Source organism: Chenggangzhangella methanolivorans, assembly GCF_019797865.1.
GTDB classification, from domain to species: domain Bacteria; phylum Pseudomonadota; class Alphaproteobacteria; order Rhizobiales; family Methylopilaceae; genus Methylopila; species Methylopila methanolivorans.
Genome location: NZ_CP081869.1, coordinates 916,704 through 942,113, shown reverse-complemented (window position 1 = coordinate 942,113; position 25,410 = coordinate 916,704). Strand labels below are relative to the sequence as shown.

27 protein-coding genes and 1 pseudogene are annotated in these 25,410 nt (G+C 70.4%); 18 read left to right on the top strand and 10 right to left on the bottom strand.

Going from position 1 to position 25,410, the window contains the following annotated elements; all coding sequences use genetic code 11:
* The first annotated feature begins 49 nt into the window (after positions 1-49).
* The 4 genes from K6K41_RS04995 to K6K41_RS04980 all read left to right on the top strand — a co-directional run bounded on the left by K6K41_RS04995 (position 50) and on the right by K6K41_RS04980 (position 4,552).
* On the top strand, positions 50-997 hold the full coding sequence (locus K6K41_RS04995) for an ABC transporter permease (protein WP_261404147.1): 948 nt from the start codon (positions 50-52) through the stop codon (positions 995-997).
* On the top strand, positions 994-2,928 hold the full coding sequence (locus K6K41_RS04990; protein ID WP_261404146.1) for a dipeptide/oligopeptide/nickel ABC transporter permease/ATP-binding protein: 1,935 nt from the start codon (positions 994-996) through the stop codon (positions 2,926-2,928). Before K6K41_RS04995 ends, K6K41_RS04990 begins: the two co-directional genes overlap by 4 nt.
* On the top strand, positions 2,915-3,685 hold the full coding sequence (locus tag K6K41_RS04985; RefSeq protein ID WP_261404145.1) for an ABC transporter ATP-binding protein: 771 nt from the start codon (positions 2,915-2,917) through the stop codon (positions 3,683-3,685). The genes K6K41_RS04990 and K6K41_RS04985 overlap by 14 nt, the downstream gene beginning before the upstream one ends.
* Before the next feature lie 99 nt (positions 3,686-3,784).
* Positions 3,785-4,552 (top strand): 2-keto-4-pentenoate hydratase, encoded by a 768-nt coding sequence (locus K6K41_RS04980; RefSeq protein WP_261404144.1) that lies wholly within the window; start codon positions 3,785-3,787, stop codon positions 4,550-4,552.
* Here the strand turns inward: K6K41_RS04980 and K6K41_RS04975 are convergent.
* Positions 4,492-5,790, bottom strand: coding sequence for an alpha/beta hydrolase (locus K6K41_RS04975; protein WP_261404143.1), 1,299 nt, complete (start codon positions 5,788-5,790; stop codon positions 4,492-4,494). The two genes, K6K41_RS04980 and K6K41_RS04975, sit on opposite strands and share 61 nt — an antisense overlap.
* A 362-nt stretch (positions 5,791-6,152) precedes the next feature.
* Here K6K41_RS04975 and K6K41_RS04970 point away from each other — a divergent pair, with 362 nt between their 5' ends.
* The 10 genes from K6K41_RS04970 to K6K41_RS04925 all read left to right on the top strand — a co-directional run bounded on the left by K6K41_RS04970 (position 6,153) and on the right by K6K41_RS04925 (position 12,730).
* A complete protein-coding gene (locus K6K41_RS04970; RefSeq protein WP_261404142.1) occupies positions 6,153-8,003 on the top strand; it encodes an OmpA family protein in 1,851 nt (616 codons plus the stop codon).
* A 167-nt stretch (positions 8,004-8,170) separates the two neighbouring features.
* The gene (locus tag K6K41_RS04965; RefSeq protein ID WP_261404141.1) at positions 8,171-9,544 is read left to right on the top strand and encodes an APC family permease; all 1,374 of its coding nucleotides are present in this window, start codon (positions 8,171-8,173) and stop codon (positions 9,542-9,544) included.
* Positions 9,545-9,572: 28 nt separating this feature from the next.
* A complete protein-coding gene (locus K6K41_RS04960) occupies positions 9,573-10,130 on the top strand; it encodes a diacylglycerol/lipid kinase family protein (RefSeq protein WP_261404140.1) in 558 nt (185 codons plus the stop codon).
* Positions 10,094-10,423 (top strand): diacylglycerol kinase family protein, encoded by a 330-nt coding sequence (locus K6K41_RS04955; protein ID WP_261404139.1) that lies wholly within the window; start codon positions 10,094-10,096, stop codon positions 10,421-10,423. The genes K6K41_RS04960 and K6K41_RS04955 overlap by 37 nt, the downstream gene beginning before the upstream one ends.
* A complete protein-coding gene (locus tag K6K41_RS04950) occupies positions 10,377-10,718 on the top strand; it encodes a hypothetical protein (RefSeq protein ID WP_261404138.1) in 342 nt (113 codons plus the stop codon). The genes K6K41_RS04955 and K6K41_RS04950 overlap by 47 nt, the downstream gene beginning before the upstream one ends.
* On the top strand, positions 10,715-11,113 hold the full coding sequence (locus K6K41_RS04945; RefSeq protein ID WP_261404137.1) for a metallophosphoesterase family protein: 399 nt from the start codon (positions 10,715-10,717) through the stop codon (positions 11,111-11,113). Before K6K41_RS04950 ends, K6K41_RS04945 begins: the two co-directional genes overlap by 4 nt.
* Positions 11,113-11,613 carry a metallophosphoesterase family protein gene (locus K6K41_RS04940; RefSeq protein WP_261404136.1) on the top strand — a complete coding sequence of 167 codons (501 nt, stop codon included), beginning with the start codon at positions 11,113-11,115 and terminating at the stop codon, positions 11,611-11,613. Before K6K41_RS04945 ends, K6K41_RS04940 begins: the two co-directional genes overlap by 1 nt.
* Before the next feature lie 35 nt (positions 11,614-11,648).
* Positions 11,649-12,116, top strand: a complete 468-nt coding sequence (locus K6K41_RS04935; RefSeq protein WP_261404135.1) for a hypothetical protein — start codon at positions 11,649-11,651, stop codon at positions 12,114-12,116.
* 54 nt (positions 12,117-12,170) lie between these two features.
* Positions 12,171-12,431 carry a ribbon-helix-helix domain-containing protein gene (locus K6K41_RS04930; RefSeq protein ID WP_261404134.1) on the top strand — a complete coding sequence of 87 codons (261 nt, stop codon included), beginning with the start codon at positions 12,171-12,173 and terminating at the stop codon, positions 12,429-12,431.
* 14 nt (positions 12,432-12,445) lie between these two features.
* Positions 12,446-12,730: a type II toxin-antitoxin system RelE/ParE family toxin gene (locus tag K6K41_RS04925; protein ID WP_261404133.1), complete on the top strand. Its 285-nt coding sequence runs from the start codon at positions 12,446-12,448 to the stop codon at positions 12,728-12,730.
* Here the strand turns inward: K6K41_RS04925 and K6K41_RS04920 are convergent.
* Entirely contained in the window at positions 12,727-13,080 is a 354-nt protein-coding gene (locus K6K41_RS04920) for a septal ring lytic transglycosylase RlpA family protein (RefSeq protein WP_261404132.1), read from the bottom strand. The genes K6K41_RS04925 and K6K41_RS04920 overlap by 4 nt on opposite strands.
* 376 nt (positions 13,081-13,456) lie before the next feature.
* Here K6K41_RS04920 and K6K41_RS04915 point away from each other — a divergent pair, with 376 nt between their 5' ends.
* The 3 genes and pseudogenes from K6K41_RS04915 (at position 13,457) to K6K41_RS04905 (ending at position 16,832) form a co-directional block, all read left to right on the top strand.
* Positions 13,457-14,440: an aliphatic sulfonate ABC transporter substrate-binding protein gene (locus K6K41_RS04915; RefSeq protein WP_261404131.1), complete on the top strand. Its 984-nt coding sequence runs from the start codon at positions 13,457-13,459 to the stop codon at positions 14,438-14,440.
* A gap of 205 nt (positions 14,441-14,645) precedes the next feature.
* A pseudogene (locus K6K41_RS04910) lies at positions 14,646-16,246 on the top strand (peptide chain release factor 3).
* A gap of 298 nt (positions 16,247-16,544) precedes the next feature.
* Entirely contained in the window at positions 16,545-16,832 is a 288-nt protein-coding gene (locus tag K6K41_RS04905) for a GIY-YIG nuclease family protein (protein WP_261404130.1), read from the top strand.
* 143 nt (positions 16,833-16,975) lie between these two features.
* On the opposite strand, the gene K6K41_RS04900 is transcribed toward K6K41_RS04905, so the two are convergent.
* The 8 genes from K6K41_RS04900 to K6K41_RS04865 all read right to left on the bottom strand — a co-directional run bounded on the left by K6K41_RS04900 (position 16,976) and on the right by K6K41_RS04865 (position 24,600).
* A complete protein-coding gene (locus K6K41_RS04900; RefSeq protein WP_261404129.1) occupies positions 16,976-17,887 on the bottom strand; it encodes a LysR family transcriptional regulator in 912 nt (303 codons plus the stop codon).
* Positions 17,888-17,956: 69 nt separating this feature from the next.
* Positions 17,957-18,391 (bottom strand): DUF2339 domain-containing protein, encoded by a 435-nt coding sequence (locus tag K6K41_RS04895; RefSeq protein WP_261405649.1) that lies wholly within the window; start codon positions 18,389-18,391, stop codon positions 17,957-17,959.
* A gap of 135 nt (positions 18,392-18,526) precedes the next feature.
* On the bottom strand, positions 18,527-19,267 hold the full coding sequence (locus K6K41_RS04890; RefSeq protein ID WP_261405648.1) for a DUF2339 domain-containing protein: 741 nt from the start codon (positions 19,265-19,267) through the stop codon (positions 18,527-18,529).
* 325 nt (positions 19,268-19,592) lie between these two features.
* A complete protein-coding gene (locus K6K41_RS04885; protein WP_261404128.1) occupies positions 19,593-20,267 on the bottom strand; it encodes a DUF2339 domain-containing protein in 675 nt (224 codons plus the stop codon).
* A gap of 565 nt (positions 20,268-20,832) precedes the next feature.
* Positions 20,833-22,275 (bottom strand): phospholipase D-like domain-containing protein, encoded by a 1,443-nt coding sequence (locus K6K41_RS04880; protein ID WP_261404127.1) that lies wholly within the window; start codon positions 22,273-22,275, stop codon positions 20,833-20,835.
* A 156-nt stretch (positions 22,276-22,431) separates the two neighbouring features.
* Entirely contained in the window at positions 22,432-23,397 is a 966-nt protein-coding gene (locus tag K6K41_RS04875) for an NUDIX hydrolase (RefSeq protein ID WP_261404126.1), read from the bottom strand.
* A complete protein-coding gene (locus K6K41_RS04870; RefSeq protein WP_261404125.1) occupies positions 23,394-23,903 on the bottom strand; it encodes a tyrosine phosphatase family protein in 510 nt (169 codons plus the stop codon). Before K6K41_RS04870 ends, K6K41_RS04875 begins: the two co-directional genes overlap by 4 nt.
* A 70-nt stretch (positions 23,904-23,973) precedes the next feature.
* On the bottom strand, positions 23,974-24,600 hold the full coding sequence (locus tag K6K41_RS04865) for a YfbR-like 5'-deoxynucleotidase (RefSeq protein ID WP_261404124.1): 627 nt from the start codon (positions 24,598-24,600) through the stop codon (positions 23,974-23,976).
* Positions 24,601-24,720: 120 nt separating this feature from the next.
* On the opposite strand from K6K41_RS04865, the gene K6K41_RS04860 reads away from it, so the two are divergent.
* On the top strand, positions 24,721-25,371 hold the full coding sequence (locus K6K41_RS04860) for a pyridoxamine 5'-phosphate oxidase family protein (protein ID WP_261404123.1): 651 nt from the start codon (positions 24,721-24,723) through the stop codon (positions 25,369-25,371).
* The last annotated feature ends 39 nt before the right edge of the window (positions 25,372-25,410 follow it).

Sequence of the window (25,410 nt, the reverse complement as noted above, 5' to 3'; positions counted from 1 at the left end):
GCATGCGGAGAGGAAAGCACGCAGTCCGCCTCAGCCGCTGCGGCGCCCGATGATCGCCTATGCGCTCCGCCGGATCGCGCTCGCCGTGCCCGTGCTGTTCGGCGTGTCGGTGGTCGTGTTTCTCGTCATGGCGCTGATCCCGGGCGATCCCGCGCTCGCCATTCTCGGCGCCTTCGCGACGCCCGAGACGGTGGCGCGGCTGAACGCCGACCTCGGCCTCGACCAGCCTCTGCCGGTTCGCTACCTGATCTGGCTGAAGGGCGTGCTCACCGGCGATCTCGGCCGCTCCTACGCGCTCGACCGGCCGGTGCTCGACGAGGTGCGCGACCGTATCGGCCCGACGCTGATCCTCGCCTCCGCCGCGCTCTCGCTCAGCGTGTTCTTCGGGCTTGCGGCGGGCGTCGTCTCGGCGGTCCGCCAGAACACCGCCTTCGACGGCGCGGTGCGGCTGCTGCTCCTCGTCGGGATCTCCACCCCGTCGTTCTTCTTCGGCATCCTCGCCGCGCAGTGGCTGGGGGTGGAGCTCGGCTGGTTTCCCACCGGCGGAATGGTCTCGCTGTTCGGCGGGCGGGGGCTTTTCGACCTGCTGCACCACCTCGTCCTGCCGGCCGTCACGCTTGCGGTCGTCGCGACCGCGATCGTCGGCCGGCTCACCCGCGCCGCGATGCTCGACGTGCTGCGGCAGGACCATGTCCGCACCGCCCGCGCCAAGGGCGTCGCCGAGGACCGGGTGATCGGCGTCCATGCCCTGAAGCCCGCGCTTGTCGCGGTGGTCCCGGTCATCGGCCTGCAAGCCGGATACGTGCTGGGCGGCGCTGTCTATGTCGAGACCGTGTTCCAGTGGCCGGGCATCGGCCGGATGCTGGTCGAGGCGATCGGCCGCCGCGACGTGCTGCTCGTGCAGGGCGGCGTGCTGGTCGTGGCGACGCTCTACGTCGCGATCAACGTCGCGACCGACCTGCTGCAGGCCGCGCTTGATCCGAGGATCAAGACGTGACGGCGACGGCGATCGAAGCGCCCCGAAGCCAAGGCCGCGCCGGAGCGCTGTCGCGGCTCGTCCGCCAGCCGCTCGCGGCGGTCGGGCTCGGGATCGTCGGCATGTTCGTCGCGGCCGCGGTCCTGGCGCCGCTCCTTCCGCTCGCTGACCCCGATCTCGCCGAGCCCGCGCGACGCCTCATGCCGCCGCTCTCGGGCCATGGCCTTCTCGGGACCGACCAGCTCGGCCGCGACGTGCTCGCGCGCGTCGTCTGGGGTCTGCGCGTCAGCCTCGCGGTCGGGGCCCTGGCGACGCTCGCGGCGGCGTTCGTCGGCTCGGCGATCGGGCTTCTGGCCGCCTTCTACGGTCGTTTCGTCGACGGCGCGCTGATGCGGCTGGTCGACGTGCTGATGGCGTTTCCCTACCTGCTGCTCGCGCTCGGCGTGGTGGCGACGCTCGGGCCCGGCCTCATGAACGCCGCCATCGCGATCGCGATCGCCAACGTGCCGTTCTTCGCCCGCGCGGTCCGCGGTTCGGCGCTCGTGGTCGTGGGCCGCGACTATGTCGAGGCCGCGCGGATGGCCGGCCTCTCGGACCTGCGCATTCTCCTCGCGGAAGTGCTGCCGAACGTTTTGCCGCTGATCGTGGTGACGGCCGCCACCACCATCGGCTGGATGATCCTGGAGACCGCCGGCCTGTCGTTTCTCGGCCTCGGCGCGCAGCCGCCGCAGGCCGATCTCGGCTCGATGCTCGGCGACGGCCGCAAGACGCTCGCGGTCGCGCCGCATGTCGCGGCGGTCCCGGGCGTCGTCACCTTCCTGCTGGTCGTCGGCTTGAATCTCTTGGGCGACGGCCTGCGGGACCTGCTCGACCCGCGCATGGCCGACGGGCGGGGCGGGGCGCCGGCGGCCGCCACGGCGGTCGAGCGACCCGCCGACCGCTGCCCGTCGACGGCGACGCAGGACGCCGACCCGCTGCTTGCGGTCGAGGCTCTCACCACGGCGTTCGATCTCCCGTCGGGGCGTCACGCGGCGGTCCGCGAGGTCTCCTTCGCGCTCGAACCCGGCGGTTCTCTTGGGATCGTGGGCGAGTCCGGGTCGGGCAAGTCGGTCACGGCGCTGTCGCTCGCCCGGCTCGTCGCCTCGCCGCCGGGCGCGATCGTCGGCGGCCGCGCGGCGCTGCGGGGCGAGGACATTTTCGCGTTGTCTTTCGAAGACTTGCGGGCGGTCCGCGGGGCCCGGATCGCCTATGTGTTCCAGGATCCCTCGACCACGCTGAACCCCGTCATGGCCGTCGGCCGGCAGATCGCCGAGGCGGTCGCGGCGCATGGCGGCGTCGCCGCGAAGGCTGCGGAAGCGCGCGCGCGCGAGCTGATCGTCGAGGTCGAACTTCCTGATCCCGAACGCATTTTCTCGGCCTATCCGCACGAGCTTTCGGGCGGCCAGCGCCAGCGCGTCGGCGTCGCGATGGCGGTGGCGGCTGATCCGGAGGTTCTGATCGCCGACGAGCCGACGACCGCGCTCGACGCCACCACGCAGGCTACGGCGCTGAGATTGTTCAAGAAACTGCGGACGGAACGCGGCGCGGCGCTCGTCTTCGTCAGCCATGATTTCTCGGTGATCGAGGCGCTCTGCGAGCGGGTCGCGGTGATGTACGCCGGCGAGATCGTCGAGGAAGGGCCGACCCGCGAGGTGCTCCAAAGCCCGCGCCATCCCTACAGCGCGAGGCTTCTCGCCTGCGCGCCGAAGCTCGGCAAGCCGGACCGGGCGCTCGAGGCGATCGAGGGCGGGCCGCCGCCGATCGACGGCCGGCCGCAGGGCTGTTCGTTCGCGCCGCGCTGCCGGATCGGCGTGGCCGATTGCGCGGCCGGGCCGATCGCGCTCTCCGACCTCGGCGGCGGCCGAAAAGCCCGTTGCATCCGCGTGTTGGAGGTGGCGGATGGCCGGTATTGAGGTGGCCGCGCTGGCGGCGCAAGACGTGGCGAAGCGCTATGGCGGCCGCGCCGCGCTCGACGGCGTCTCGGTTTCGGTCGCGCGCGGCGAGGCGCTCGGCGTCGTGGGCGAGTCCGGATCCGGGAAATCGACGCTCGCCCGCGTCATGGTCGGGCTGCTGGCGCCCGACGAGGGCGCGGTCGCGGCCTCGGGCGAGACGTTCGATCCGAAGACGGCGCGCGGCCGGGCGGCCTTGCGCCGACGCGCCCAGTTCGTGTTCCAGGACGCCGCGAGCGCCTTCAACCCGCGCCGCACCATCGGCCAGAGCCTCGAGGCGCCGCTGATCGGCCTGACGAGGCTCGGCCGGGCCGACCGGCGCCGGCGGACGGCCGAGACGCTCGAGCTCGTCGGCCTTCGCGCGGAGCACGCCGAGCGTCATCCGCACGAATTTTCGGGCGGCCAGCTCCAGCGCGCCGGGATCGCCCGCGCGCTCATCGCCGAACCCGACGTCGTCGCGCTCGACGAGCCGGTCTCGGCGCTCGACGTCTCCGTGCAGGCGCAGATCCTCGCGCTGCTGAAGCGTCTTCGGGCCGAGCGCGGCCTCACCATGATCTTCGTCAGCCACGACCTCGCGGTGGTCGAAACGCTGTGCGACCGGATCGCGGTCATTAAGGCGGGACGGATCGTGGAGGAGGGCGCCTGCCGCGAGACGCTCGCCCGTCCGCGGGAGGATTACACCCGCGCGCTCGTCGCCGCGGCGGCCGGCGGCCATGGCTGAAGTCGTGGATACGCGGCTCCGCCGGGCATGACGGCGTCTCCCTTCTCGGCGGTCTTCGGCTTATAGGTCCGCCACCAGTCCACAGCACGGGAGACCGCCATGACGGCGTCGAGCGACAAGATCGAACAGGCCGCGGCGTTGCTGGCCTCCGCCCGCCCGCCCGGGGCGGCGCTGGAGATCCTGCCGGCCGAGCTCGCGCCCGCCGACGCGGCCGAGGCCTGGGCGGTCCATCAGGCGTTCGTCGCCAAAAGCGGCCCGGCGGTCGCGTGGAAGGTCGGCGCCTCCTCGCCGCAGGCCGAAATCGGCGTCGGCGAGATCGCGGCCGACACGCTTCATCAGAGCCCGGCCCGCATGCCCGCGGCCGCGCTGCGGCTCTGGGCCGTCGAGGCCGAGATCGCGGTCACGCTCGGCCGCGACCTCTGCCCGCGCGAAACGCCTTACGAGACCGAGGAGGTGCTCGCCGCCGTCGCGACATGGCATGCGGCGATCGAGGTGCTGGACACCGCCTTCGCCGAATGGCGCGGCGCGCCCTCGCTCTGGAAGGTGGCGGACCGCCAGAACCACGGCGCGCTGATCGTCGGTCCGGGAACCGAACGCCGGCCCGAGGGACCGCTCGGCGAACTGCCGGTACGCCTCAAGATCGACGGCGCGCCGGCGTTCGAACATCGCGGCGGCAACAACGCCGGCGACCCGACCTGGCTGCTGGTCGCGCTCGTCAACCGCCTCGCCAAGACCGACCGCTGGCTTAAGGCCGGCGACGTCGTCACCACCGGTTCGGCGACGCCGTTCCTTCAGGCCAAGACCGGTCAGCGCGTCGCGGCGGAGTTCGACGGCCTGGAGGCCGCGGAGCTCGTCGTCGAGGCCTGAGCGGCGCCCGCCTGCGGCCGGGCTGCGCCGCGGCGGCGGATGTCGGGCCTGAGCGAGGAGGCGGCGTCGTCGAAGCCGCCTCCGACCGTTCCCCACTGGTCGCCATAGCTGCGGCGCGTGCGCGGATCGATGATCGCGAGCGGCGTCGAGACGATCGCGCCGGCGGCCGCGCCCGCGCTCGAGGCGACGCCCGTGGTGAGTTGGCCGACGCGCTCGCCGAGGCTCAGGTCGCTGTCGGCGATCTGCTGGCCCTCGACGAGCCGCCCGCCGATCGCCTTCACCACCGCGGCGCTCGCGAACTTGCCGTGCCGCAGCTTGTCGGCGCTTTCGACGTCGGTGAGGTCGAAGGCGTCGATGTTGGCGTCGCGGAACTCCGAGGCGTAGGGCTCGGCCTTCGGGTCGATCGCCCCGAGCCGCGGCACCTTGCCGGCGAGGCGGCTCGAAACCATCAGCGCGCGGTCGTCGGTCGAGGTGAAGATCGTGAAGCGCGGCCGCGCGTTCGCAGGCCCCATCTCTCCGAGCTGCTGCTTGAACACGTCGACGTCGACGTCGGGCGCGGCCAGGATCACGTTGCTGATCTTCGGCGCGATGCGGCCGTTTCGGATCGACATCTGGCGCAGCGATTCAAGCGTCAGGAACGATCCCATCGAATGGGCGAGGATCGAGACGTCCTGGATCTCCGGGGCCTTGGCGAGCGTCTGGAGCGTCTCCTCCAGCGCGTCGCGCGAATAGTTCGTGCTCTCGCGATCGTACTGATAGGCGAAGACCGAGCCGCGCGACGGCCAGGTGAACAGCACCGGCACCGCGTCTGTCCCGCTGTCATGCACGATCTGCGCGAAGCGGTAGACCGCGTCCTCATAGGTGTTGTTGAAGCCGTGGATGAAGAGGAGGACGTGCTTGCGCCCCTTCGCCTCGCGCTTGAACCAGGCGCGGGCGCCGTCGCGCGTCACCTCGTTGGCCGCGAGTGTGGCGAACTCCTTCGACGGGTCGGGCGGCAGCTTCTTGGGCCACTGCACGTCGCCGATCTGGCGCGTCTGGTCCGGCGGGATCGAGATGCGGATGTCGGTGAGCGAGATCTTCGAGGCGCGCTCGCCCGAAAACAGCTTGCCGGGCTCGGCGGTCGCAAGCCGCGTCGTGACCGCCATCAGGTCGACGCTCGAGGCTCCCGGCGTCTGCGCGGTCACGGGCGTCAGCACGCCCTCGGGCCGCCCGCCGCAGGCGGCGAGAAACCCAGTCACGAGCAGAACTGCGCAGCGGCGACCGGTTCCTGGCAACGCCCCGATACTCCCCGACAAGCCGGCCCGCAGGGCGACGCCGACGGGGTTTCATAGCCCGGCGGGGCGGCGGCGTCGACCGTGCGAGGCTTGCGCCGGTATAGAGGTATTTCGCATCGGCAAGACGAAATGTTGCGTCGCAAAAGTCGAAGATGAACGTTAAATGAACGTCTCTACGATTTGCGGAACGAAATGTACCGCTCGCCTCAATAAGACCTGCGCTTCGTCATTGACGGATCAAATTCTGCGAATAGGTAGGATCCGGGGCTGACGAGGCGATCGTGGCTCGTAACCATCGAACTGCCTGAAACGCGACAAGGTTGATCATGAGAAAAACAAGGATCCTGCTGCTGGCGGGCACTGTGCTGCCGGCGTTCGCGATCGCCGCGCCGAGCTTCGCCGCTCCGCTCGCCTCCGATCGGCCGATGGTCGTCGCGCAGGCCGACGAGGGCGGCAAGGAGCAGCGCCGCGAGGAACGGCAGCAGCAGCGCCAGGAGCGTCAGGAGCAGCGCCAGCAGGAGCGCCAGGAGCGTCAGCAGACCCGCGAGGAGCGCCCGAGCCGCGAGGAGCGCCAGCAGGAGCGTCAGCAGACTCGCGAAGAGCGCCCGAGCCGCGAAGAACGCCAGCAGACCCGCGAGGATCGGCCGAGCCGCGAAGAGCGTCAGCAGGCCCAGGAGCGTCCGAGCCGCGAGGAGCGGCAGCAGGAGCGCCAGCAACAGCGCGAGGAGCGTCAGCAGACCCGCGAGGATCGGCCGAACCGCGAAGAACGTCAGCAGACCCGCGACGCCGAGCGCGAGCAGCGCAAGCGCGACCAGGCGGCGTCTCCCGACAAGCCCGCGTCTTCCGACAAGCCCGCGGCCGGCGGATCGCCGAGCGCGACCGGCGGCGGAGCCGGTTCGGGATCCGACGCCCGGTCCGAGGATCGCAAGGACCGCGCGCAGCAGATGCGTGAGGACCGCCAGCGCGACCGCGCCAACGACGCCAATCGCCCCAACGCCACGGGCGGCGGCGCCGGCTCCGGTCCTGGCTCCGACACGCGTTCGGAGGATCGCAAGGATCGCGCGCAGATGCGCGAGGACCGCGAGCGCGAGCGCGCCAATGACGGCGGCCGCCCGGGCGCTGACCGGCCGAGCAACGACCGTCCGGCCGCCGGCGACGACCGCCGCGAAGACGCGCGCGATCGTCGCGACGACCGTCAGGAGCGCCGCGAGGACGCTCGTCAGGACAACCGCGAGGAGCGCCTGCGCGAGCGTCTGCGCGACGAGCGCCGCGACAACGAGCGTCTCGAGGACCGCGTCGACCGCCTGAAGGACCAGCGCCGCGAGACCCGCGACGGCTCCCGCATCATCATCACGGAGCCGGGCGGGCGCCGGATCATCCGCGACGGCGACCGCGTCATCATCCGCCGCGACGAGGCCGCGCGCTTCCGCTTCGGCGTGAACCCGCGCGACATCCGCGAGGAGCGCCGCGGCGGCGAGATCCGCACGGTCGTCACCCGGCCGGACGGCTCGCGCGTCGTCACCGTGACGGACGAGGACGGCCGCCTGATCCGCCGCGTCCGCGAGTATCGCGGGCAGGAATACGTGCTGATCGACAACCGCCCGCGCGGCGGCCGCGACGGGCTGTTCATCAATCTCGACATCGCCCCGCCGCGGATCTCGGTGCCGCGCGAGCGCTACATCGTGGACGCCGACGTCGCGTCCGAGCGCGACATCTCCGAGGCCTTCGACGCTCCGCCGGTCGAGCGGCTGGAGCGCAGCTACTCGCTCGACGAGATCCGTCAGAGCGCGCCGCTGCGCCAGTACGTCCGCTCGGTCGATCTCGACTCGGTGACCTTCGACACAGGCTCCTGGTACGTCCGCGACGACCAGATCTCGAAGCTCGAGAAGGTCGGCCAGGCGATGGAGGCCGCGGTCAAGAAGAACCCGCGCACGGTCTTCATGGTCGAGGGCCACACCGACGCGGTCGGCTCGGACGAGGACAACCTGTCGCTCTCCGACCGGCGCGCCGAGGCGGTCGCCGAAGTGCTCACCAAGTACTTCGACATTCCGGCCGAGAACCTGACCACGCAGGGCTATGGCGAGCAGTATCTCAAGGTCCAGACCGACGGGGCCGAAGAGCGCAACCGCCGCGTGACGGTGCGCAACATCACGACGCTGCTCTCCAGCGAGAAATAAGCCTTCCGGGCCTGTCCCCGGAACCACGACAGACGGCGCGCGGCGCTACCGCGCGCCGTTTCTTTTTGAACGAATGGCGCCCAACCGGTTGGCGCGCCTCATTTTCGCCCTAACCTCCCTAGGGGGGCCGGTCATCGGTCCGTCACATGGAAAGAGGGGACAGGCGGATGACCGACGCGACAGGCGAACCTAAACTCGAACGGTCCGTCACTCTCTGGCAGATCACGCTCTACGGCCTCGGCTCGATGCTGGGGGCCGGCATCTACGGCCTCATCGGCCAGGCGGCCGGCCAGCTCGGCTCCGCGGTCTGGATGGCGTTCATCGTCTCGATGATCGCCGCGATGCTGACGGGCCTCTCCTACGCCAACATCGTCTCGCGCTATCCCAAGGCCGGCGGCGCGGCCTACGTCACCCAGCGCGCCTACATGATCCCGCTGCTGTCCTACGTGGTCGGCCTCACGGTCGTCTGCTCGGGCCTCACCTCGATCGCGACGCAGTCGAACGTGGTGGCGGAGTCGATCGCCAAGCTCCTCGGGCTCCAGATCCCGATCTGGATGCTGGCCATCGGCTTCCTGATCTTCATCGGCGGCATCCTGCTGCGCGGCATCAGGGAATGCATGTGGTTCAACGCGCTCTGCACGGTCATCGAGGCCTCGGGGCTTCTGATCGTGATCGCGTCGGGCGTCTCCTACTGGGGCTCGCAGAACCTGCTCGAATTCCCGCCCGAGGCCAGCCACAACGGCGAGCTCGGCACGATAGCGATCCTCATCATGCAGGGCGCGGTGCTGACCTTCTTCTCCTTCATCGGCTTCGAGGACATGCTCAACGTCGCCGAGGAGGTGAAGAACCCGAAGCGCAACATGCCGCTCGCCATCATCATCGCGATGGTGGCCGCGACCGTGATCTACATGGCGGTGGCGATCACCGCGGTCTCGGTGATGCATTATTCGGAGCTGCCGAAGGCGCTCGCGCTCGTCGCGGTCGTCGAGAAGGCCTGGCCCTGGTTCCCGCCGATCATCCTCAGCGTCATCACCATCTTCGCGGTCTCCAACACCGCTCTCGTCAACTGGGTGATGGGCTCGCGGCTGCTCTACGGCATGTCGCGCCAGGGCCTGATGCCGGAGGCGCTCGGCAAGGTGAACGCGTCGCGCAAGACGCCGCATGTCGCCATCGTCACGATCTTCGGCATCGTGGTGGTGCTGTCGCTCATCGGCGACATCAAGGCGCTCGCGGCCTCGACCGTGCTGTTGCTGCTCACCGTGTTCACCGTGGTGAACGTCGCGCTCGTGATCCTCAAACAGCGCGAGCCTGCGCCCGAAGGCACCTTCGAGGTTCCGGTGTTCATCCCGATGCTCGGCGCGCTCGTGTGCTCGGCGCTCATCGTGGTGCGGCTGTTCCAGGGCGGCGACTTCACCGCGCCCGCGATCGCCATCGGCCTTATCCTGCTCATCACCGCGCTCTATTTCGTCACGGGCGCCGGACGGGACCAGGCGCGGCTGCAGCGCTTCATCGAGCAGGAGGACGCGGCGGCGGAGGCCTGACCTGCTCTCTTCGAAAGGCGTGTGAAGCTTGAAGGTCGCTCTTGTCGTCAACTCCTCGTCCGGCTCGCTTCTCGGCAAGCCGGACGCGGCCGCCGAGCTCGAGGCCAAGCTCCGCGGAGCCGGCCTCGAGGTCGTCGCCGTGCTCGACGGCGACGCGTCCGACCTCGTTTCGCGGATGGCGCAGGCCCGCGACCTGTCCGTCGACGCGATCGTGACCGCGGGCGGCGACGGCACCATCGCCACCGCCGCCGAAGCGCTGCTCGGCTCCGACAAGGCGCTCGCGCCGCTGCCGCTCGGCACCATGAACCTTCTGGCGAAGGATCTCGGGATCCCGGTCGATCTCGACGCCGCGATCGCGGTCTTCGCGGACGCCGAGACGACCGAGATCGACGTCGGCGACGTCAACGGCCACAAGTTCCTGTGCAACTCGATGCTGGGCGTGCCGGCGCGCCTTGCGGAGCGCCGCGAGCGCAATCGACTTCACATGGGCGTCGTCGGCTGGTGGCGACATGTGATCGCCGGACTAAATCGATGTATCGCTATCCGGCGATGCGGATCGGCCTCGACCTCGGCGACGGGCCGGTGACGATCCGCTCCAAGGCCGTCGTGGTGGCCGACAACGCCTATGACGAAGGGTTCGGACACGTGCTGACCCGCTCGCGCCTCGACCGGGGCGAACTGACCCTCTACGCGACGCGTCGCCTCAGCGCCTGGCCGCTGGTGCGCCTGTCGATCCGCATGGCGCTCGGCCGCTGGACCGACGACGTCGATCTCGAGACCCACCCACGTGAAGGAGCTGACGGTGACGAGCCGCAGGCGACTGCTCAGGGTGATGAACGACGGCGAGACGCGCCTCATCGCACCGCCGCTGAAATATAGAATTCTCCCCAAGGCGCTGAAGGTGCTGCGGCCGAAATCCGCCGCGCCCGCGCCGGAGCTGGGAGAGCGCGGCGTGAGCGGGACGGAACATCCGGGGAGGGGAGCGCACGCCTCCTCCACCATCGCTGTCGCGATGGTCCCCCTTCTCCGCTCCGCGAAGGAGGATCAAGAGGGCGAGACGCGGCTCCAGCGGATCCTCCCCTGCCGCAGGCGGGGGAGGGGCGCCGCGAAGCGGCGAAGGGGGCCGGCGCCGCGCCTTTCCGATCGCGCGTCGATCGCCGGGGTTTCGGCGTGACCCGCCTCGTCCACCTCTCCGACCTGCATTTCGACCGCGTCGATCCCGTCATCGTCGAGGCGCTGAAGCAGGAGATCAACGACGATCCGCCGGATCTCGTGGTGGTCTCGGGCGATCTCACTCAGCGCGCCCATCGCAACGAATACCGACGCGGCGCGGAGTTCCTGCAGAGCCTCCACGCGCCGGTGCTCGCGGTGCCGGGCAATCACGACATCTCCTACATCCACCTGCTGCAGCGCTTCGTCGATCCGTTCCGGCGCTGGCGGCGCTATGTCAGCCGCGACCTCGAGCCGACCTGGACCGACGACACCGTGGCGGTGCTCGGCCTCAACACCGCGCGGCGCATGGCGTTCTCGCTCGACTGGTCGAACGGGCGTTCAGCCTGCCGCAGCTGATGCGCTTCAAGCGCCGCGTCGAGGCGCTGCCCAAGAACCTGTTCCGGATCGTGGTCGCGCATCACGCGCTGCATCCGCCCGACGCCGAGCCCGAGCTCGACATCGTGGGGCGCGCCACTCACGCGCTCGAGACCTTTCGCGGCCTCGGCGTCGGCCTCGTGCTCGCCGGCCATCACCACCGCGGCTACCTCACCAACCACGAGCCGCTGGGCGAGGACATGCCGGTGCTCACCGTGGCGCAGGTCTCCACCGCGACCTCGACGCGGCTTCGCGGCGAGCCCAACGCCTATCACCGCATCGAGGTCGACCGGTCGGGCCTCGTCGACATCCTGGTGCGGGCCTGGGACGGCCATGGCTGGCGCGACGTTCCGGCCCGCGAGCAGGGCTGCGCGCGCCGCAAGCCGCCGCTGCCCGAGCCGACGCTCGTGCGCGAGGCCTTCGTGCAGCCGCGCGTCGCCGAGCTCGCCCGCCGCAGCAACGCGCCCGCGGGGCTCGGCTGAACGGCCTGCGCCGTCAAAGAGGAGAACCGCCGCCCGTGATCTCGCGCCGAGCCGCCACGGTCCGCATCGCCGCCGCGGCGACGCTGGCGTTCCCCGCCACGAAGCTCGCCGCCGCGCCGGCGCCGATCCCGGTGCTCGAAGGCGCTGTGTCGGCGAAGAACGCTCAAGGCGTCTTCGAGCGGGTCGCAGGCTTTTCCGACAAGATCATCGGGCTGAAGGCGACGCTCGATCCCGCCGCCGGCCTCGTAGCCGACAGGCTGCCGGACGAGGCGCTCGTCGTGTTTCTGTCGAGCACGGCGACAGGCCGCTCGGACGCGCAGAAATACCAGCTGTCCTTTGCGGGCGGCTTCGTCGAGGGCCGCGGCTTCGTCCGGCTCAACGGGTTCTTTCTCGTCAAATACGCCGGCATGGGGCAGGGGATTCTGGCCTACCAGCTGGAGCCGGTGAAGGAGAGCGAGGTCCTGCTCTCCGGCGCCAGGCTGAAGACGGTCCGGCTGCGCTGAGGCCGTTGTCTCCGGTAGCAATCTTTCCTACTTTTCAGGAAGGAGGCCTCACCGATGGCGAATGTCGAGAAGCTCGTCGCTCTCACGCCCGAGATGGCCGCGATGCTGCGCGAGGCGGTGGCGTCTGGGGAATATGCGTCAGCCAGCGAGGTGATGCGGGAGGCGCTGCGAGACTGGAAGGCCCAGCGGGCTGAGCGCGAGAAGGCGATCGAAGAGATCGGCCGCCTGTGGGACGTCGGCGTTTCGAGCGGACCCACGACGGACGGCGACGAGGCTTTCGACCGTGTCAGACGCGCTTTGACCTTGAAGGCGTAGGACGCAGCCGCGCGATGACGCTTCGCCTTCGACCTGAGGCCGAGGCCGACATCCTGAGGATCGCTCGCCACATCGCCGCCGACGATCCGAGGGCCGCGCTGAACTGGATCGACGCGGTCCAGCACCGATGCCGGGCGCTCAGCCAAAATCCCGGGATGGGCGTCTCCAGGCCGGACGTGCGGCCTGAGCTGCGCATGTTTCCGTTGGGAAACTACCTGATCCTCTATCGCGGGATCGAGGGCGGCGCGGAGATCGTCCGCGTCGTCCATGGGGCGCGGCGATGGCAGGATCTGCTCTAACGGCTCAGCCGATCTTCGACATGCAGACTGCCGACGCCGCCCATGCCGATCGAGCGCGCCGCGCCCTTGGAGAGATCGAGGAACCGTCCGCGGATGAACGGGCCGCGGTCGTTGATGCGCACCACCACGCTCTTGCCGGTCCTCGAATTGCTGACGCGGATCTTGGTGCCGAACGGCAAGCTGCGATGGGCGGCGGTCAGCGCGTAGGGCTGCATGCGCTCGCCGCTCGCGGTCTTGGAATGCAGCGCGTACCAGGAGGCCTTGCCGCACTGGGCGGAGGCGGGCGCTGCGGCCGAAACGCAGGCGAGCGCGGTCACGCCGGCGAGCGCCAGCATGGCGGATTTACTCATAGGATCTAATTCCCCGTTGGAAAGTCTATGTCCGGAGGAGTAGCGGTCGAATGTGAGCCTCGCGTGAGCACTATGAGGCCATTGTGCGGCGCAGCGATTGGTTCCGCTCAGGCGAGATTTTTTGATCAGCCGCCGGAAGGCCGTTGTTCTGAGATGTCTGTCTTTATTGCTTGACCGTATACGAAATATTCATATTTCAGTCTCCGCAGGACGAAGGTCCGCAGTTCCGCGACGCGACAAAGCTTTCGGCGCCTGACGGCCGCAAGCCGTCCCGGCGTCCTGCGCGCCTTTCTGCGCTTCACTCAATGCATTCTATGTATTATGTATACATATTGACGGCGCTCGGGGCGCCGACAGTTCGAACGAGAGAGCCCAGATGCGCCGCGCCGCCGACGTCACCCGCCGTTTTGTCCTGCTGGCGGCGGGGGCCGCCTTCGTGGTTCCGGCGCTTCTTCACGCGCCCGAGGCGTTCGGCGAGGCCCCGAAGACCGTGCGGATCGGGTTTCAGCGCTCGTCGACGCTGATGAGCCTGCTCAAGGCCGACGGCTCGCTCGAAAAGGCGCTGGGCGAGCGCGGCGTCGCGGTCACCTGGCACGAATTCACCAGCGGCCTGCCGATGCTGGAGGCGCTCAACGTCGGCGCGATCGACTTCAGCGCGGACGTCGCCGACACGGTGCCGGTGTTCGCCCAGGCCGCCGGCGCGAAGATCGTCTATGTGGCCGAAGAGGCGGCCTCGCCGTCCGCGCAGGCGATCCTTGTGCCGGCCTCGTCGAGCGTCGCTTCGGTGGCTGACCTCAAGGGCAAGAAGATCGCGGTCACCAAGGGCGCAGGCAGCCATTACCTGCTGCTCGCGGCGCTCGCCAAGGCCGGCCTCTCGATCAAGGACGTGACGCCGGCCTATCTCACCCCCGCCGACGGGCGCGCGGCGCTCGTCGCCGGCAAGGTCGACGCGGTGGTGATCTGGGATCCGTTCATCGCCAGCATCCAGGCGCAGACCGACGCGCGCGTCCTCGCCGACGGGACCGGGCTTTCCGGCTACAAGCGCTATTATCTCGCGACCCGCGACTTCGCCGATCGCGGCGGCGAGGCGCTCGGCCTCATCGTCGGCCGCCTGAAGGCCGCGGGCGAGCAGCTCAAGGCCGATCCGCGCGCAGGCGCCGAGAAGCTCACCGGCCTCTGGGCCATGGACGCGGCCAGCATCGAGAAGGCGAACGGCCGGCGGTCCTACAAGATCGGCGCCGTGACGCGCGAGGGGCTCTCCGAGCAGCAGAAGATCGCCGACGCCTTCTTCGGCGAGGGCCTGTTCCCCCGCAAGGTCGTGACCTCTGAACTGGCGATCTGGACGCCGCCGAGCCAGTAGCTCGATCCTGCCGGCGCTTGCGCCCGGCGACGCGTCGTGCGAGCAACCCCGAACGCCTGACATCCCGCGCCGGCGCGGCCGAACGCGCGCGCAAGCGCGGCTCGGCGCAAGCGTCGCGACGGCCAGCTCTTCCGACGTCTCGCCGGGGCTGCGGAGACGGCGTCCTGAAAGCACGCAAGACCGTCGCCGCTGGCAGATCCCTCAGATGACCGAAGTCGCTTCCCCGTCCGCCCCGTCTCCGCTGTCGCGCGAGGTCGAACGCCGCCGCACCTTCGCGATCATCTCGCATCCTGACGCCGGCAAGACGACGCTGACCGAGAAGCTCCTGATGTTCGGCGGGGCGATCCAGCTCGCCGGCCAGGTGAAGGCCAAGGGCGAGCGCCGCCGCACGCGCTCCGACTGGATGGCGATCGAGCGCGACCGCGGCATCTCGGTCGTCACCTCGGTGATGACCTTCGAGTACCGCGACTGCGTGTTCAACCTGCTCGACACGCCGGGCCACGAGGACTTCTCGGAAGACACCTACCGCACCCTCACCGCGGTCGATTCCGCCGTGATGGTCATCGACGCCGCCAAGGGCATCGAGGAGCGCACCCGAAAGCTGTTCGAGGTCTGCCGCCTGCGCGACATCCCGATCGTGACCTTCGTCAACAAGATGGACCGCGAGAGCCGCGACCCGTTCGAGATTCTGGACGAGATCGAGCAGACGCTCGCGCTCGACGTCGCGCCGCTCACCTGGCCGATCGGCCGCGGCAAGGAGTTCGCCGGCACCTTCGAGCTGAAGACCGGCCGCATCCGCCTCGTCGACGGCGGCGACGAGAGCGCGGGCGAGGGCCTGGGCGCGCTGAAGGGGCTGGTGAACGAGCACCGGCTCGCGGAGGTCACCGACGAGCTCGAACTCGCGCAGGGCGCGCTGAAGGCCTTCGAGATGGCCTCGTTCCGCGAGGGCCACCTGACGCCGGTGCTGTTCGGCTCGGCGCTCCGGAACTTCGGCGTCCGCGACCTGCTGGACGCGCTCGCCGATCTCGCGCCGTCGCCGCAGGGTCTCGACGCCGACAAGCGAGCGGTCGCGCCGGAAGAGCCGCGCATGACCGCCTTCGTGTTCAAGGTCCAGGCCAACATGGACCCTAACCACCGCGACCGCATCGCCTTCGTGCGGCTCATTTCGGGCAAGCTCACGCGCGGCATGAAGGCCAGGCAGACCCGCACCCAGAAGATGATCGGCCTTCATGCGCCGCAGTTCTTCTTCGCGCAGGACCGCCAGCTCGCCGAGGAGGCCTACGCCGGCGACGTGGTCGGCATCCCGAACCACGGCGCGCTTCGCATCGGCGACACGCTGACCGAGGGCGAGGACATCAGCTTCCTCGGCGTGCCGAGCTTCGCGCCCGAGATCCTGCGCCGCGTGCGGCTCGAGGACGCGATGAAGGCCAAGAAGCTCAAGTCCGCGCTGCAGGAGCTCGCGGAGGAGGGGGTGGTGCAGGTGTTCCGCCCGTTCGACGGCTCGCCCGCCCTCGTCGCGTCGTCGGCGCGCTGCAGCTCGACGTGCTGACGGGGCGCCTCCTGGCGGAATACGGCCTCGAGGTCGGCTTCGAGCAGAGCCAGTACTCGATCGCGCGCTGGATTACGGCGCCGGACCGCAAGACGCTCGAGGATTTCCTCGCCGCCAACCGCTCGAGCCTCGCCGAGGACCTCGACGGCGATCCGGTGCTGCTGGCGGGCTCCGCGTTCCAGATGGGACGCGCCAAGGAGCGCTGGGAGACCGTCGAGTTCACCGACGTGAAGGACGTGCGCAAGCAGGCGGCCTGAGGGCGCTCTTTCTCGTCTCAGTCGTCTCGACGGTCCTCATGCTGAGGAACCCTCAAAGCGGGCGTCTCGAAGCACGCAGTCCGTCTCCGTCGCATCGCGGTTGAAGCGAACTGCGTGCTTCGAGACGGCTGCTTCGCAGCCTCCTCAGCATGAGGAAGGCTGGAGTCGGAGTTCTGATCGGTCGCCGCCTTTTCTCTTTCAGCAACAGCCGGTCGGCCTCTTTCCAATCGCCTCGACGGCCCTCATGCTGAGGAGCCCGCAAAGCGGGCGTCTCGAAGCACGCAGTCCGTCTCCGCTCATGGACGCCTGGATCTACATCCTCCGCTGCTCCGACGGCTCCTACTATGTGGGCTCCACCCGCGGCGCGCTTGAGAAGCGTCTCGCCGAGCACCAGAGCGGCGCTTTCGGCGGCTACACCGCCGCGCGGCTGCCGGTGGCGCTGGTCTTCTCCGAGCGTTTCGTCCGCGTCGAGGACGCGATCGCGGCCGAGCGCCAGATCAAGGGATGGTCGCGCGCCAAGAAGGAAGCTTTGATCGCCGGACGTCTGGATCTGTTGCCGAGGCTGGCCGCGCGAACGCGCAGCTGAGGCGCACTGCGCGCTTCGAGACGGTCCTTCGGACCTCCTCAGCATGAGGTTCGTCGAGATGCATTCTGCGACTACGGCCTCTCGACGATCCTCATGCTGAGGAGCCCGCCGCAAGGCGGGCGTCTCGAAGCACGCGATCCGTCTCAGCCCCGCCTCACGCCGGCTCGCGCTCGCGCTCCTTGATCCCCTCGAAGCAGGGGCGCCGCCTCGAGAGCTCCTGGCCGACATGGTCCATGAACGCCCGGATGCGCGCGCTCGAGCGCAGGTCGGGATGGGTGAGGATCCACAGGCCCGGCGGCTGCTGGCCGGGCGGATCGTAGAGCCGCACCCAGGCTCGGGAAGCGGTGGGCGATGTAGCAGGGCAGCGGCCCGACGCCGATGCCGGCCGCGATCGCCTCGGCCATGCCGAGCACCGTGTTCAGGCGGTAGACCATCTTGTGCTCGCCCACCACGTCGCGGAGCCAGCGCTGCAGCGCCGCCAGCATGTCGCCAGGGCCGATCCAGGGCAGGTGGTCGAGCGCCTCGATGCTGTCGACCTCCTTCAGCGGCGCGAGGCCGTAGACCGCCCAGTAGATCGAGGCGAGGCGCCGGCCAACCAGCGTCTCGGGCGGCGAGGAGGTGACGCGCAGCGCGATGTCGGCGTCGCGCTTGGAGAGGTTCAGCACCGCGTTGCCCACCACCACGTCGAGCGTGATCTCGGGATAGGCGCGGCGGAAGCTCGCGAACACGTCGGTCAGGCCGTGGATCAGCAGGCCGTCGTTGGTGGTGACGCGCAGCTCGCCGGTCGGCGCGAGGTCCTGGCCGAGCACCCGGCGCTCGAACGACACGATGTCGTTCGCCATCCGGTCGGCGATCGCCGACATCTCGTCGCCGGCCGGCGTCAGGCCGTAGCCGGCGCGGCCGCGCTCGAACAGGCGCGCGCCGAGCCGTTCCTCGAGCGCCCCGAGGCGCCGGAACACGGTCGAGGCGTTGACGCCGAGCATCTCGGCGGCCCCGGCGAGCGACCTCCGCTCGGAGATCGCCTTCACCAGCCGGAAATCATCCCATTGAAGCATCGAGCAAGCCGTTTTGTGAGAAGTCGTCTTGCGTCCCCGCAAGCCACATAGCCGATTGTTCGGCACAAGTCATGCAGAGGCGGCGGGCTTTGGAAACAACAATCGCTGATAGACGAGGCCGACCCCGATCAGCACGCCGCCGAGGCCGATGAAGGAGACCGCGCGCCAGACGCCGCCGAGGCCCGCGAGGTCGAGCAGGAATACCTTCAGCACGACCAGAACGGCGATGAGCGCCGAGGCGAGCCGCAGCGTCTGCGAGCGCCGCACGACGCCGACCGTCAGAAGCGCGAGCGCGAAGACGAGCCAGACGGCGGAATAGACGTACCATTCGGCGTCGCTCTCGAACGGGCCGTCGAGCTCGGGGCCCGCGAAGGCGCGGCGCACGAAGAGCGTGAGGAACGCGAAGGCGAGCGCGAGCGCCGCGCCGCCGAGCGCCCGCCGCAGCCAGACCGGGCGGCCCTCGCCGGCGAAGCGCGCCGCCGCGAAGGCTGCGAGCGCCGGCAGCAGGTAGCCGGATCAGCGCGTTGAAGACCGCGCCGCCCTCGACCGGCTCTCCGGTGAAGAACGGGTTCGAGACGAGCAGCAGGCCGACGACCGAGATGATGGCGCCGAGACCGCCCGCGATCACCGCGCCCCAGTTCAGCACGGGGGAAGCGCGGCCGAGCGACAGTTTTTCCGGCGGCCGCCGACAGCGCGAAGGCGACGGTCGCGTCGAGGCCCGCCTCCAGGATCCCGACGCCCGGCGTCGCGACCTCGCCGCCGGTGGCGAAATGGCGCGCCTGCATGAAGCTCAAGAGCAGCGCGAACACGAGGCTGAGGCCTTCGAGCGCCTGCGAGGGAAGGGGTTGGCCGGCCTTGGCGAAGGCGCGCGCGCCGATCCAGAACGCGACCATGGGCGCGCCGTAGCCCCAGAGCAGAGCGTTGAACAGCGGCGTCGTCCCCGAGGTCGTCGCCGACGATTCGCGGGTCGACGCCGATGCGGACCAGCACGATCGCGGCCGCGACGATCGCGAGCCAGCCGAGCGCGCGGATGTTCCGGCGCGCCGCCACGAGGCCGAGCGCCATGGCGAGGAACGACAGCGCGACGGTGAGCCCGCCGTCGCGCATCGCCATGGCGAGCGCAAGGCCAAGCGCGGCGGAGGCGCCCGTGGCGTAGGCCGCGGTCGCGGCGGGGCTCGCGGCGCCGGAGGGCTCGCGGCGGGCGGCGTCTTCGGTGAGCGCGGCGAGCGCGGCTGCGACCAGCACCGCGATCGCCGCGAAGCGCAGGTCCGGCGCGAATTCGGCGACACGCCAGTAGGCGCTCGCGATGAGGAGCAGCGGCGCGGCCGCGGCGGCGGCGGCCAGCAGGCCGCTTCGCCACGCCGGGCTTGCGGAGGCGATGCGGGCCGCGAACGCGCCGGCCGCGAGGAACGCCGCGCCGAGGACGCCGCAAAAGGCGAGGAAGCCGCCGAGCCCGTCGCTGCGCGGCGTCTCGCCGGGGCGGGAAGGCTCGTGGCCTCGGCCATGGCGGTGAGCGCGCCGTCGTCGAAGGAGAGCGTGACGAGCGCCGCGAGGACCGCGCCGACGGGGGCGAGCGGCGAAAGGCCCGGCGCCCAGGCCGCGAGGCCCAGCAGCGCCAGCATCACCGCGCCGGTCGCCGCGAGCGTGGCGGCGCCGAAGCCGTCGATCGCGGGCGCTGCGGTCGCGAGCAGCGCGAACAGGGCGATCAGGGGCCCGCTGATCCAGTCCGGCGCCGCGGCTTCGGGCGCCTTGGCGGAAAGGCCCGAATGCATCGCGGCGGCGAGCGCGATGAGCCCCACCACGTAAGCCAGCAGCGGCCCCGAACCGGCGGCGAGGCCGCCGAGAACCGCAAGCGCCCCCAGGCGAAGGCCGCGATCCCCGCCGCGAGCGCGAGCGGCGGCCAGTTCCGCATCCGCGCGACCGCGAAGGCGGCGGCCGTCGGCGCGAGGAGATAGGCGAAAAGCGCGATCGCGTTGGGCTCGTCGGAGGAGACCAGGAGAGGGGTGGCGTAGGCGCCGATGAGGCCCGCCGCGCCGAGCACCGGCCCGTGCAGCACGGCCGCGACGAGCGTCGCGACCGCCACGATCCCGAGCGCGAGGAAGGCGGCGGCCGGCGGCAGGAAGCCGTAGAGCGCATAGGCCGCGTAGACGGTCGCGAAGGCGCTGGTCGCGCCGGCCGAGGTGACGACGGCGGGAATGTCGATGGCCTTGCGGGGGCCGGAGCCTTCCGCGCGGCGAAGCCGTTCGCCAAGCGCCAGCAGCCCGGCCGAGAACAGCGCCCCGAGCGTGATCCGCGCCGCGGGGCCTATCAGCCCCTGTTCGATCGAATAGCGGACGAGGAAGATGCCGCCGAGCGCGAGCGCGAGCCCGCCGACGATCACGCTCCAGCGCGCGCCGACGAGCTCCTCCAGCGAGCGCCCGGGTTTTTGCGGCGCAGGTTTGGGAGGCGCAGGCTTGGGCGCCGGGGGCGTGGGACGGACATGCGCGGCGGCGACGCGGCGGCGGCGGCGCGGGCGGCGCCTGCGCGGTCGCCGGGGCCGGCTGCGGCGCCTGCGACGGGAGGGGTGACGGCTCGGCCGCGGCTTTGCGGGCGAAGGCGCTTTCGAGGGCTGCGAGGCGCCGTTCGAGCGTGTCGATCCGCCGGCGGGCCGAAAGGCCGAGCGTCAGCCCCGCGATCGCCATGACGGGCACGGCGAGCACCAGCAGGATCAGCAGCCCGAATTCGTCCAAAGCCGCCGCCCCCCGATGCCGCGAGGGCGCGACGTTAGGGCGCCGCGTTCGGGAGAGGAAGCCGACGAAGGAGTTGGAGCGGTCGAAAGGAACTGCGTGCTTCGAGACGCGGCCGAAAGGCCGCTCCTCAGCATGAGGACCGTCGTGAAAGTCTGCAAACCTTCCTCATGCTGAGGAGCCCGCCATCGGCGGGCGTCTCGAAGCACGCAGTCGGTCTCAGCCTCGCGGCAGGCGCCGCATGATCCTGTGCTTGGCGCGCTTCATCACGCCGGGCGGGCGCTCGGGATCGACGAAGTCGGTCTCGGCGAGCGCCTCCTCGACCTCGCCGAGCTCGCGCACCTCGAGCTCGATCAGCCGCCGGCCGTTGCGCCCGAGCGCCTCGATGGTCGCGATCAGCGAGCCGGTCTCCTCGAGCTTGGCCGCCACCACCTCCGTCGTGGCGCCGAGATGCTCGGCCAAAAGGTCGTCGCGCACCGCCGCGATCTTCTTCGAGAGCGCCTCGTCGTCGTGCGCGTCGATCGCGAGATCGCACTCGGTGTCGAAGCCCATCGAGCGATTGTTGAGGTTGGAGGAGCCGACGCGCAGCAGCCGGTCGTCCACGATCATCACCTTGGCGTGGACGTAGATCGGCGCGCCCGAGGCGGTGGCGGGATAATAGACGCGGAAGCGCTTCTGCTTGTCGGCGTAGCGCACATGGTCGATGAGCCGCGCCCGGGCCGCGCCCATGGTCGCCTCCTCGAGCCAGCCGTCCTGGCTCTCGGGATTGACGATGACGATCTCGGGCCCGTCCGGCTCGACGAGGCGCGCGATCACGGCCTCGGCGATGCGCCGGCTCGCGAAATACTGGCTCTCGATGTAGAGGCTGCGCTTCGCGGTCGCGATCGCCGCGAGATAGAGCGCCTCGATCTCGGCCACCTGCGGATGGTCGTCATAGGCTGCGACCGTGCGCGAGATCGCGACGTCGACGCCCTCGAAGGTGGGGGCGAGCGGCTCCGGCCACAGATCCTCGCCCGTCGGCCCTTCGGCGAGCTTTTCGCCGGTCGCGCGGAACCAGCGCTCGCGGGCGATTTCGCCGAGCGCCCTGGCGGCAGCTCCGTCCACGCAGGTCGTTGCGTCGTGCCAGGGCTGGAGCGAGCGGCCCCAGGGCGAGCGGCGGTTCGGGTCCTTCTCGCGGTGCTCTCGCGTGTCCCAGCGCCCGAGCGTCATGTCGATGCCGCCGCAGAAGGCGAGCCGGTCGTCGATCGCCACGATCTTCTGGTGGTGGGACGCCATCGGCGGATGCGCGCCGTCGAGCTTCAGGCGGATGTTCTTCTTGGCCATCCACTGCAGCAGGTAGAACGGCGTCTCGCCGCGCGAGAGCGTCTCGACGATGCCGAAGCGCCACTTGAGGAGATAGATCTCCACCTCCGGCCGCCGGTCGGCGATCCAGGTGAGGAACGGGCCGAGCCGGTTGGGGCCTTCGAGCGTCGCGCCTTCGGGCTCGAGCTCGATGCGGCTGTCGAAGTCCCAGCCGATCAGCATCACCGAATGGCGCGCGTTCAGGATCGCCTGCTTTGCGAAGCGGTAATAGTCGTTCGCGTCGACGATGAAGGCGAAGCGCTCCGCCCGCTCGATGCGCCAGCAGGTGTCGCCCGGAACGAGAATGCTATCGGATGTCATGAGGTCGTCCGGGGGAAAATCACGCAGCCCGGCCGGGTTATAGCGCGACTTTCGTCAGGGGCGAGGCGGGGCGAGGGCGTGCGCGGATCCTCGGGGAGGGGGACCATGGCGATAGCCATGGTGGAGGGGGCCGGCGCGCCGAAAAGAGTTCGCGCCTCACCCCCGCCCGAACCGCAGGCCGGGCGCCGGGCGCTCCTCGATCACCTCGCGGCGGAAGCGATAGAGCGCGGCGGGGCGCCCGCCCGTCTGGGTCTCGGACTGGCCCGTCGGCTCGACCAGCGCCGCGGCCTCGACGAGGCGGCGAAAATTCTGCTTGTGGAGCTTTCGGCCCGCTACCGCCTCGACGGCGAGCTGAAGCGCGGTCAGCGTGAAGCGCGGCGGCATCAGCTCGAACACCACGGGGCGATATTTCAGCTTCGATCGCAGCCGCCCCATCGCGGTGGCGAGGATGCGGCGATGGTCGTCGCGCATCGCCTCTCCGAGCCGCGGCGCGTCGGTCCTTGCGAGCGCCGCCGGGCGGCCGTCGCGGCAGGCCTCCTCTACGAGCCCGGCCTCGTAGAGCAGCTCGTAGCGGTCGAGCACCTTCTCCTCGTCCCAGGGCGCCTCGTCGAGGCCGAAACAGAAGCGCGCGCGGGCCAGGCGCGGCAGCGCGCGGCCGGTCTCGGCCTCGGGCGCCTCGGCGATCCAGTCGTTGAGCGCGGGCAGGATAGCGTGGTCGAGCACCTCGGGCCGGCGGCGGCGCCAGTCCTCCCAGGGGAAATAGGCGTACCACGGCCGGAACGCCGCGCCGGCCGCCTCGAGCGCCGCGCGGTCGCGCGGCCGGCGGGTGAGCGCGAGATAGCCGATCGACACCATGTGCCGGGCCTGGGGCACGAGCGCGCGGCCGCGGTCCCCGAAGGTGTAGAGCTGCTCCACATAGCCGACGTCGAGCGCGGTCTGGTCAAAGATCGAGGCGCGCAGCGCGATTTCGAGCGTGCGGTCGCGCGCCGGATCGAAGGCGCCGGAGGGAAGGCCCGCCGGCCCGCCGCCGCCGCGCGTGACGAGAATTTCCGGCGCCTCGTTCTCGACGGCGACCACCGCCGCCGACAGGCCGACGCCGACGGCCGCGGCGGCTTCGTTCATGAGCGGTCGGCGCGGTCGATCGCGAAGGGCGCGCCCTCGAAGGCGTCGCGCCCGCGGCCGATGGCGGCCACCGCCTCGACCATCCGTCCGCCGCGGCCGAGCGCGGCGTCCGCGAGGCTGACGATGAGGCGGTTGGGCGTCGCGGTGGGGCTGAGCTCGCGCATCGTGCGCGCGAGCTCGAATTCGTCGCGCGCCGGCTCGCGCGCGCAGGCGATGGCGAACGCCATGGCGGTGGAGCGGCTGACGCCCGCATAGCAGTGCACGAGGATCGGCCGGTCGTCGGCGGCCGCGAAATCCAGCGCGTCGGCCACGTGGCTTTCGCAGGGCGGCACATAGCCTTCGAGCGGCTCGACGATGTCGTGGAAGTAGAGCGTGAGGTGATCGTCCGGGGCGATCCGGGCCGGGCGCTCGATCTCGGTGCCCTCGGCCACCAGCGACAGCATGCGGTGGACGCCGAAGGCTTCGGCGCTCTCCTTCAGTCGGGTGATGGGGCAGACGGCGATCATCGGTCGAACGATAACAAACTTGAGGGCGTCGCGCATACCTCATACGGGGGATGCGTCATCCGCGCCGACCTCAGACCGCAAGCTCGGCGAAGCGGTCCAGAAACCGGCGCTTGGCGGTCTCGGCCGGCCAGGGCGTGAGGTCGGCGTCGTGCGGCGCGCCGACGGGGCGGCCGAAGACCGTCGTGGCCTCGGCGAGCGAGAAGCCCGCGAGCCGTGTCGCCTCCAGGAAGGCGGCGCTCTGGTCGGCGCGCTTCACGAGCTTGAGGCAGGCGGCGTCGGGCTCCGGCGAGAGGCCGAAGCGCAGGCGCACGGCTGCGGCGAGCCGCGCCTCGACCTCGCGGTAGCTGTCGCCGATCACCGCCTTGAACGGGCTGATCATGTCGCCGACGACATATTCGGGCCCGTCGTGCAGCAGCGCCCAGAGGAGGGACGCGCGCGGCGCCGCCGGTTCGATGCGGCGGGCGATCTGCTCCACCAGCAGCGAGTGCTGGGCGACGGAAAAAATGTGCTCGCCCGTGGTCTGTCCGTTCCAGCGCGCCACCCGGGCGAGGCCGTGGGCGACGTCCTCGATCTCGACGTCGAGCGGGGAGGGGGCGAGCAGGTCGAGCCGCCGTCCAGACAGCATGCGCTGCCACGCGCGCGGACCGGCGGCGCGTTTCGGGGCGCGGATGGGCGTGGTCGGGGGACGGTCGGGCATCGGGGCGCAAGGGCGGGACGGGCAGGGTCGCTTGGCCGCGATTCGGCTTTGACAGAGGCGCGGCGCGGGCCGAACCATGCGGCCCAAACGACAAAAACTCAAAAGGGACGGAAAAACCCCATGACGATCCTCTACGGCCACGAGCACCGCGCGCTTCAGGACGAGCACGATTCGCGCCGGCTCGCGGACCTCTGGCAGCAGATGCTGATCCACGGCGAGCTCGCGCCCGAAGAGCAGGGCTTCATCGCCTCGCGCGACTACTTCTTCCTCTCGACCGTCGACGCCAGCGGCTGGCCGACCGTCTCCTACAAGGGCGGCGCGCCCGGCTTCGTGCGCGTGCTCGACGCCCGGACGCTCGCCTTCCCGGGATACGACGGCAACGGCATGTTCCTGTCGGCCGGTAACATCGCCGAGAACGCCAAGGTCGGGCTGCTGTTCATCGACTTCGAGACGCCGCATCGCCTGCGCGTGCAGGGCGAGGGCGAGATCGTGCGCGAGGGCGAGCTCGTCGAGAGTTTCGTGGGCGCGGCCTATGCGGTGAAGGTCCGGATCACCGACGCCTTCGTCAATTGCGGCCGCTACATCCACAAGATGAGCCGCGTCGAGACGTCCCGCCACGTGCCGACCGAGGACGGCCAGCCGCTCGCCGAATGGAAGCGCATCGACGCCGTCCAGCCGCATCTGCCCGAGCGCGACAAGGCGCCGGCGGCGCAGGCCGGCGAACTCACCATCGAGCAATATGGCGAGAAGGTCGTGGCGGGGACGACCTGACTGCGCGAAGCGCGCAAATTTTCCGAGGCCCCGCTCGAT

Bases quoted from the DNA above. Each gene is read 5' to 3' on its own strand.
- K6K41_RS04940 (WP_261404136.1), top strand. From the start codon at position 11,113: ATGCGCTTCAAGCGCCGCGTCGAGGCGCTGCCCAAGAACCTGTTCCGG.
- K6K41_RS04875 (WP_261404126.1), bottom strand. From the start codon at position 23,397: ATGAACGAAGCCGCCGCGGCCGTCGGCGTCGGCCTGTCGGCGGCGGTG.
- K6K41_RS04965 (WP_261404141.1), top strand. From the start codon at position 8,171: ATGACCGACGCGACAGGCGAACCTAAACTCGAACGGTCCGTCACTCTC.
- K6K41_RS04900 (WP_261404129.1), bottom strand. From the start codon at position 17,887: ATGCTTCAATGGGATGATTTCCGGCTGGTGAAGGCGATCTCCGAGCGG.
- K6K41_RS04860 (WP_261404123.1), top strand. From the start codon at position 24,721: ATGACGATCCTCTACGGCCACGAGCACCGCGCGCTTCAGGACGAGCAC.
- K6K41_RS04995 (WP_261404147.1), top strand. From the start codon at position 50: ATGATCGCCTATGCGCTCCGCCGGATCGCGCTCGCCGTGCCCGTGCTG.
- K6K41_RS04870 (WP_261404125.1), bottom strand. From the start codon at position 23,903: ATGATCGCCGTCTGCCCCATCACCCGACTGAAGGAGAGCGCCGAAGCC.
- K6K41_RS04880 (WP_261404127.1), bottom strand. From the start codon at position 22,275: ATGACATCCGATAGCATTCTCGTTCCGGGCGACACCTGCTGGCGCATC.
- K6K41_RS04915 (WP_261404131.1), top strand. From the start codon at position 13,457: ATGCGCCGCGCCGCCGACGTCACCCGCCGTTTTGTCCTGCTGGCGGCG.
- K6K41_RS04930 (WP_261404134.1), top strand. From the start codon at position 12,171: ATGGCGAATGTCGAGAAGCTCGTCGCTCTCACGCCCGAGATGGCCGCG.
- K6K41_RS04980 (WP_261404144.1), top strand. From the start codon at position 3,785: ATGACGGCGTCGAGCGACAAGATCGAACAGGCCGCGGCGTTGCTGGCC.
- K6K41_RS04970 (WP_261404142.1), top strand. From the start codon at position 6,153: ATGAGAAAAACAAGGATCCTGCTGCTGGCGGGCACTGTGCTGCCGGCG.
- K6K41_RS04955 (WP_261404139.1), top strand. From the start codon at position 10,094: ATGCGGATCGGCCTCGACCTCGGCGACGGGCCGGTGACGATCCGCTCC.
- K6K41_RS04925 (WP_261404133.1), top strand. From the start codon at position 12,446: ATGACGCTTCGCCTTCGACCTGAGGCCGAGGCCGACATCCTGAGGATC.
- K6K41_RS04985 (WP_261404145.1), top strand. From the start codon at position 2,915: ATGGCCGGTATTGAGGTGGCCGCGCTGGCGGCGCAAGACGTGGCGAAG.
- K6K41_RS04905 (WP_261404130.1), top strand. From the start codon at position 16,545: ATGGACGCCTGGATCTACATCCTCCGCTGCTCCGACGGCTCCTACTAT.
- K6K41_RS04920 (WP_261404132.1), bottom strand. From the start codon at position 13,080: ATGAGTAAATCCGCCATGCTGGCGCTCGCCGGCGTGACCGCGCTCGCC.
- K6K41_RS04865 (WP_261404124.1), bottom strand. From the start codon at position 24,600: ATGCCCGACCGTCCCCCGACCACGCCCATCCGCGCCCCGAAACGCGCC.
- K6K41_RS04950 (WP_261404138.1), top strand. From the start codon at position 10,377: ATGAACGACGGCGAGACGCGCCTCATCGCACCGCCGCTGAAATATAGA.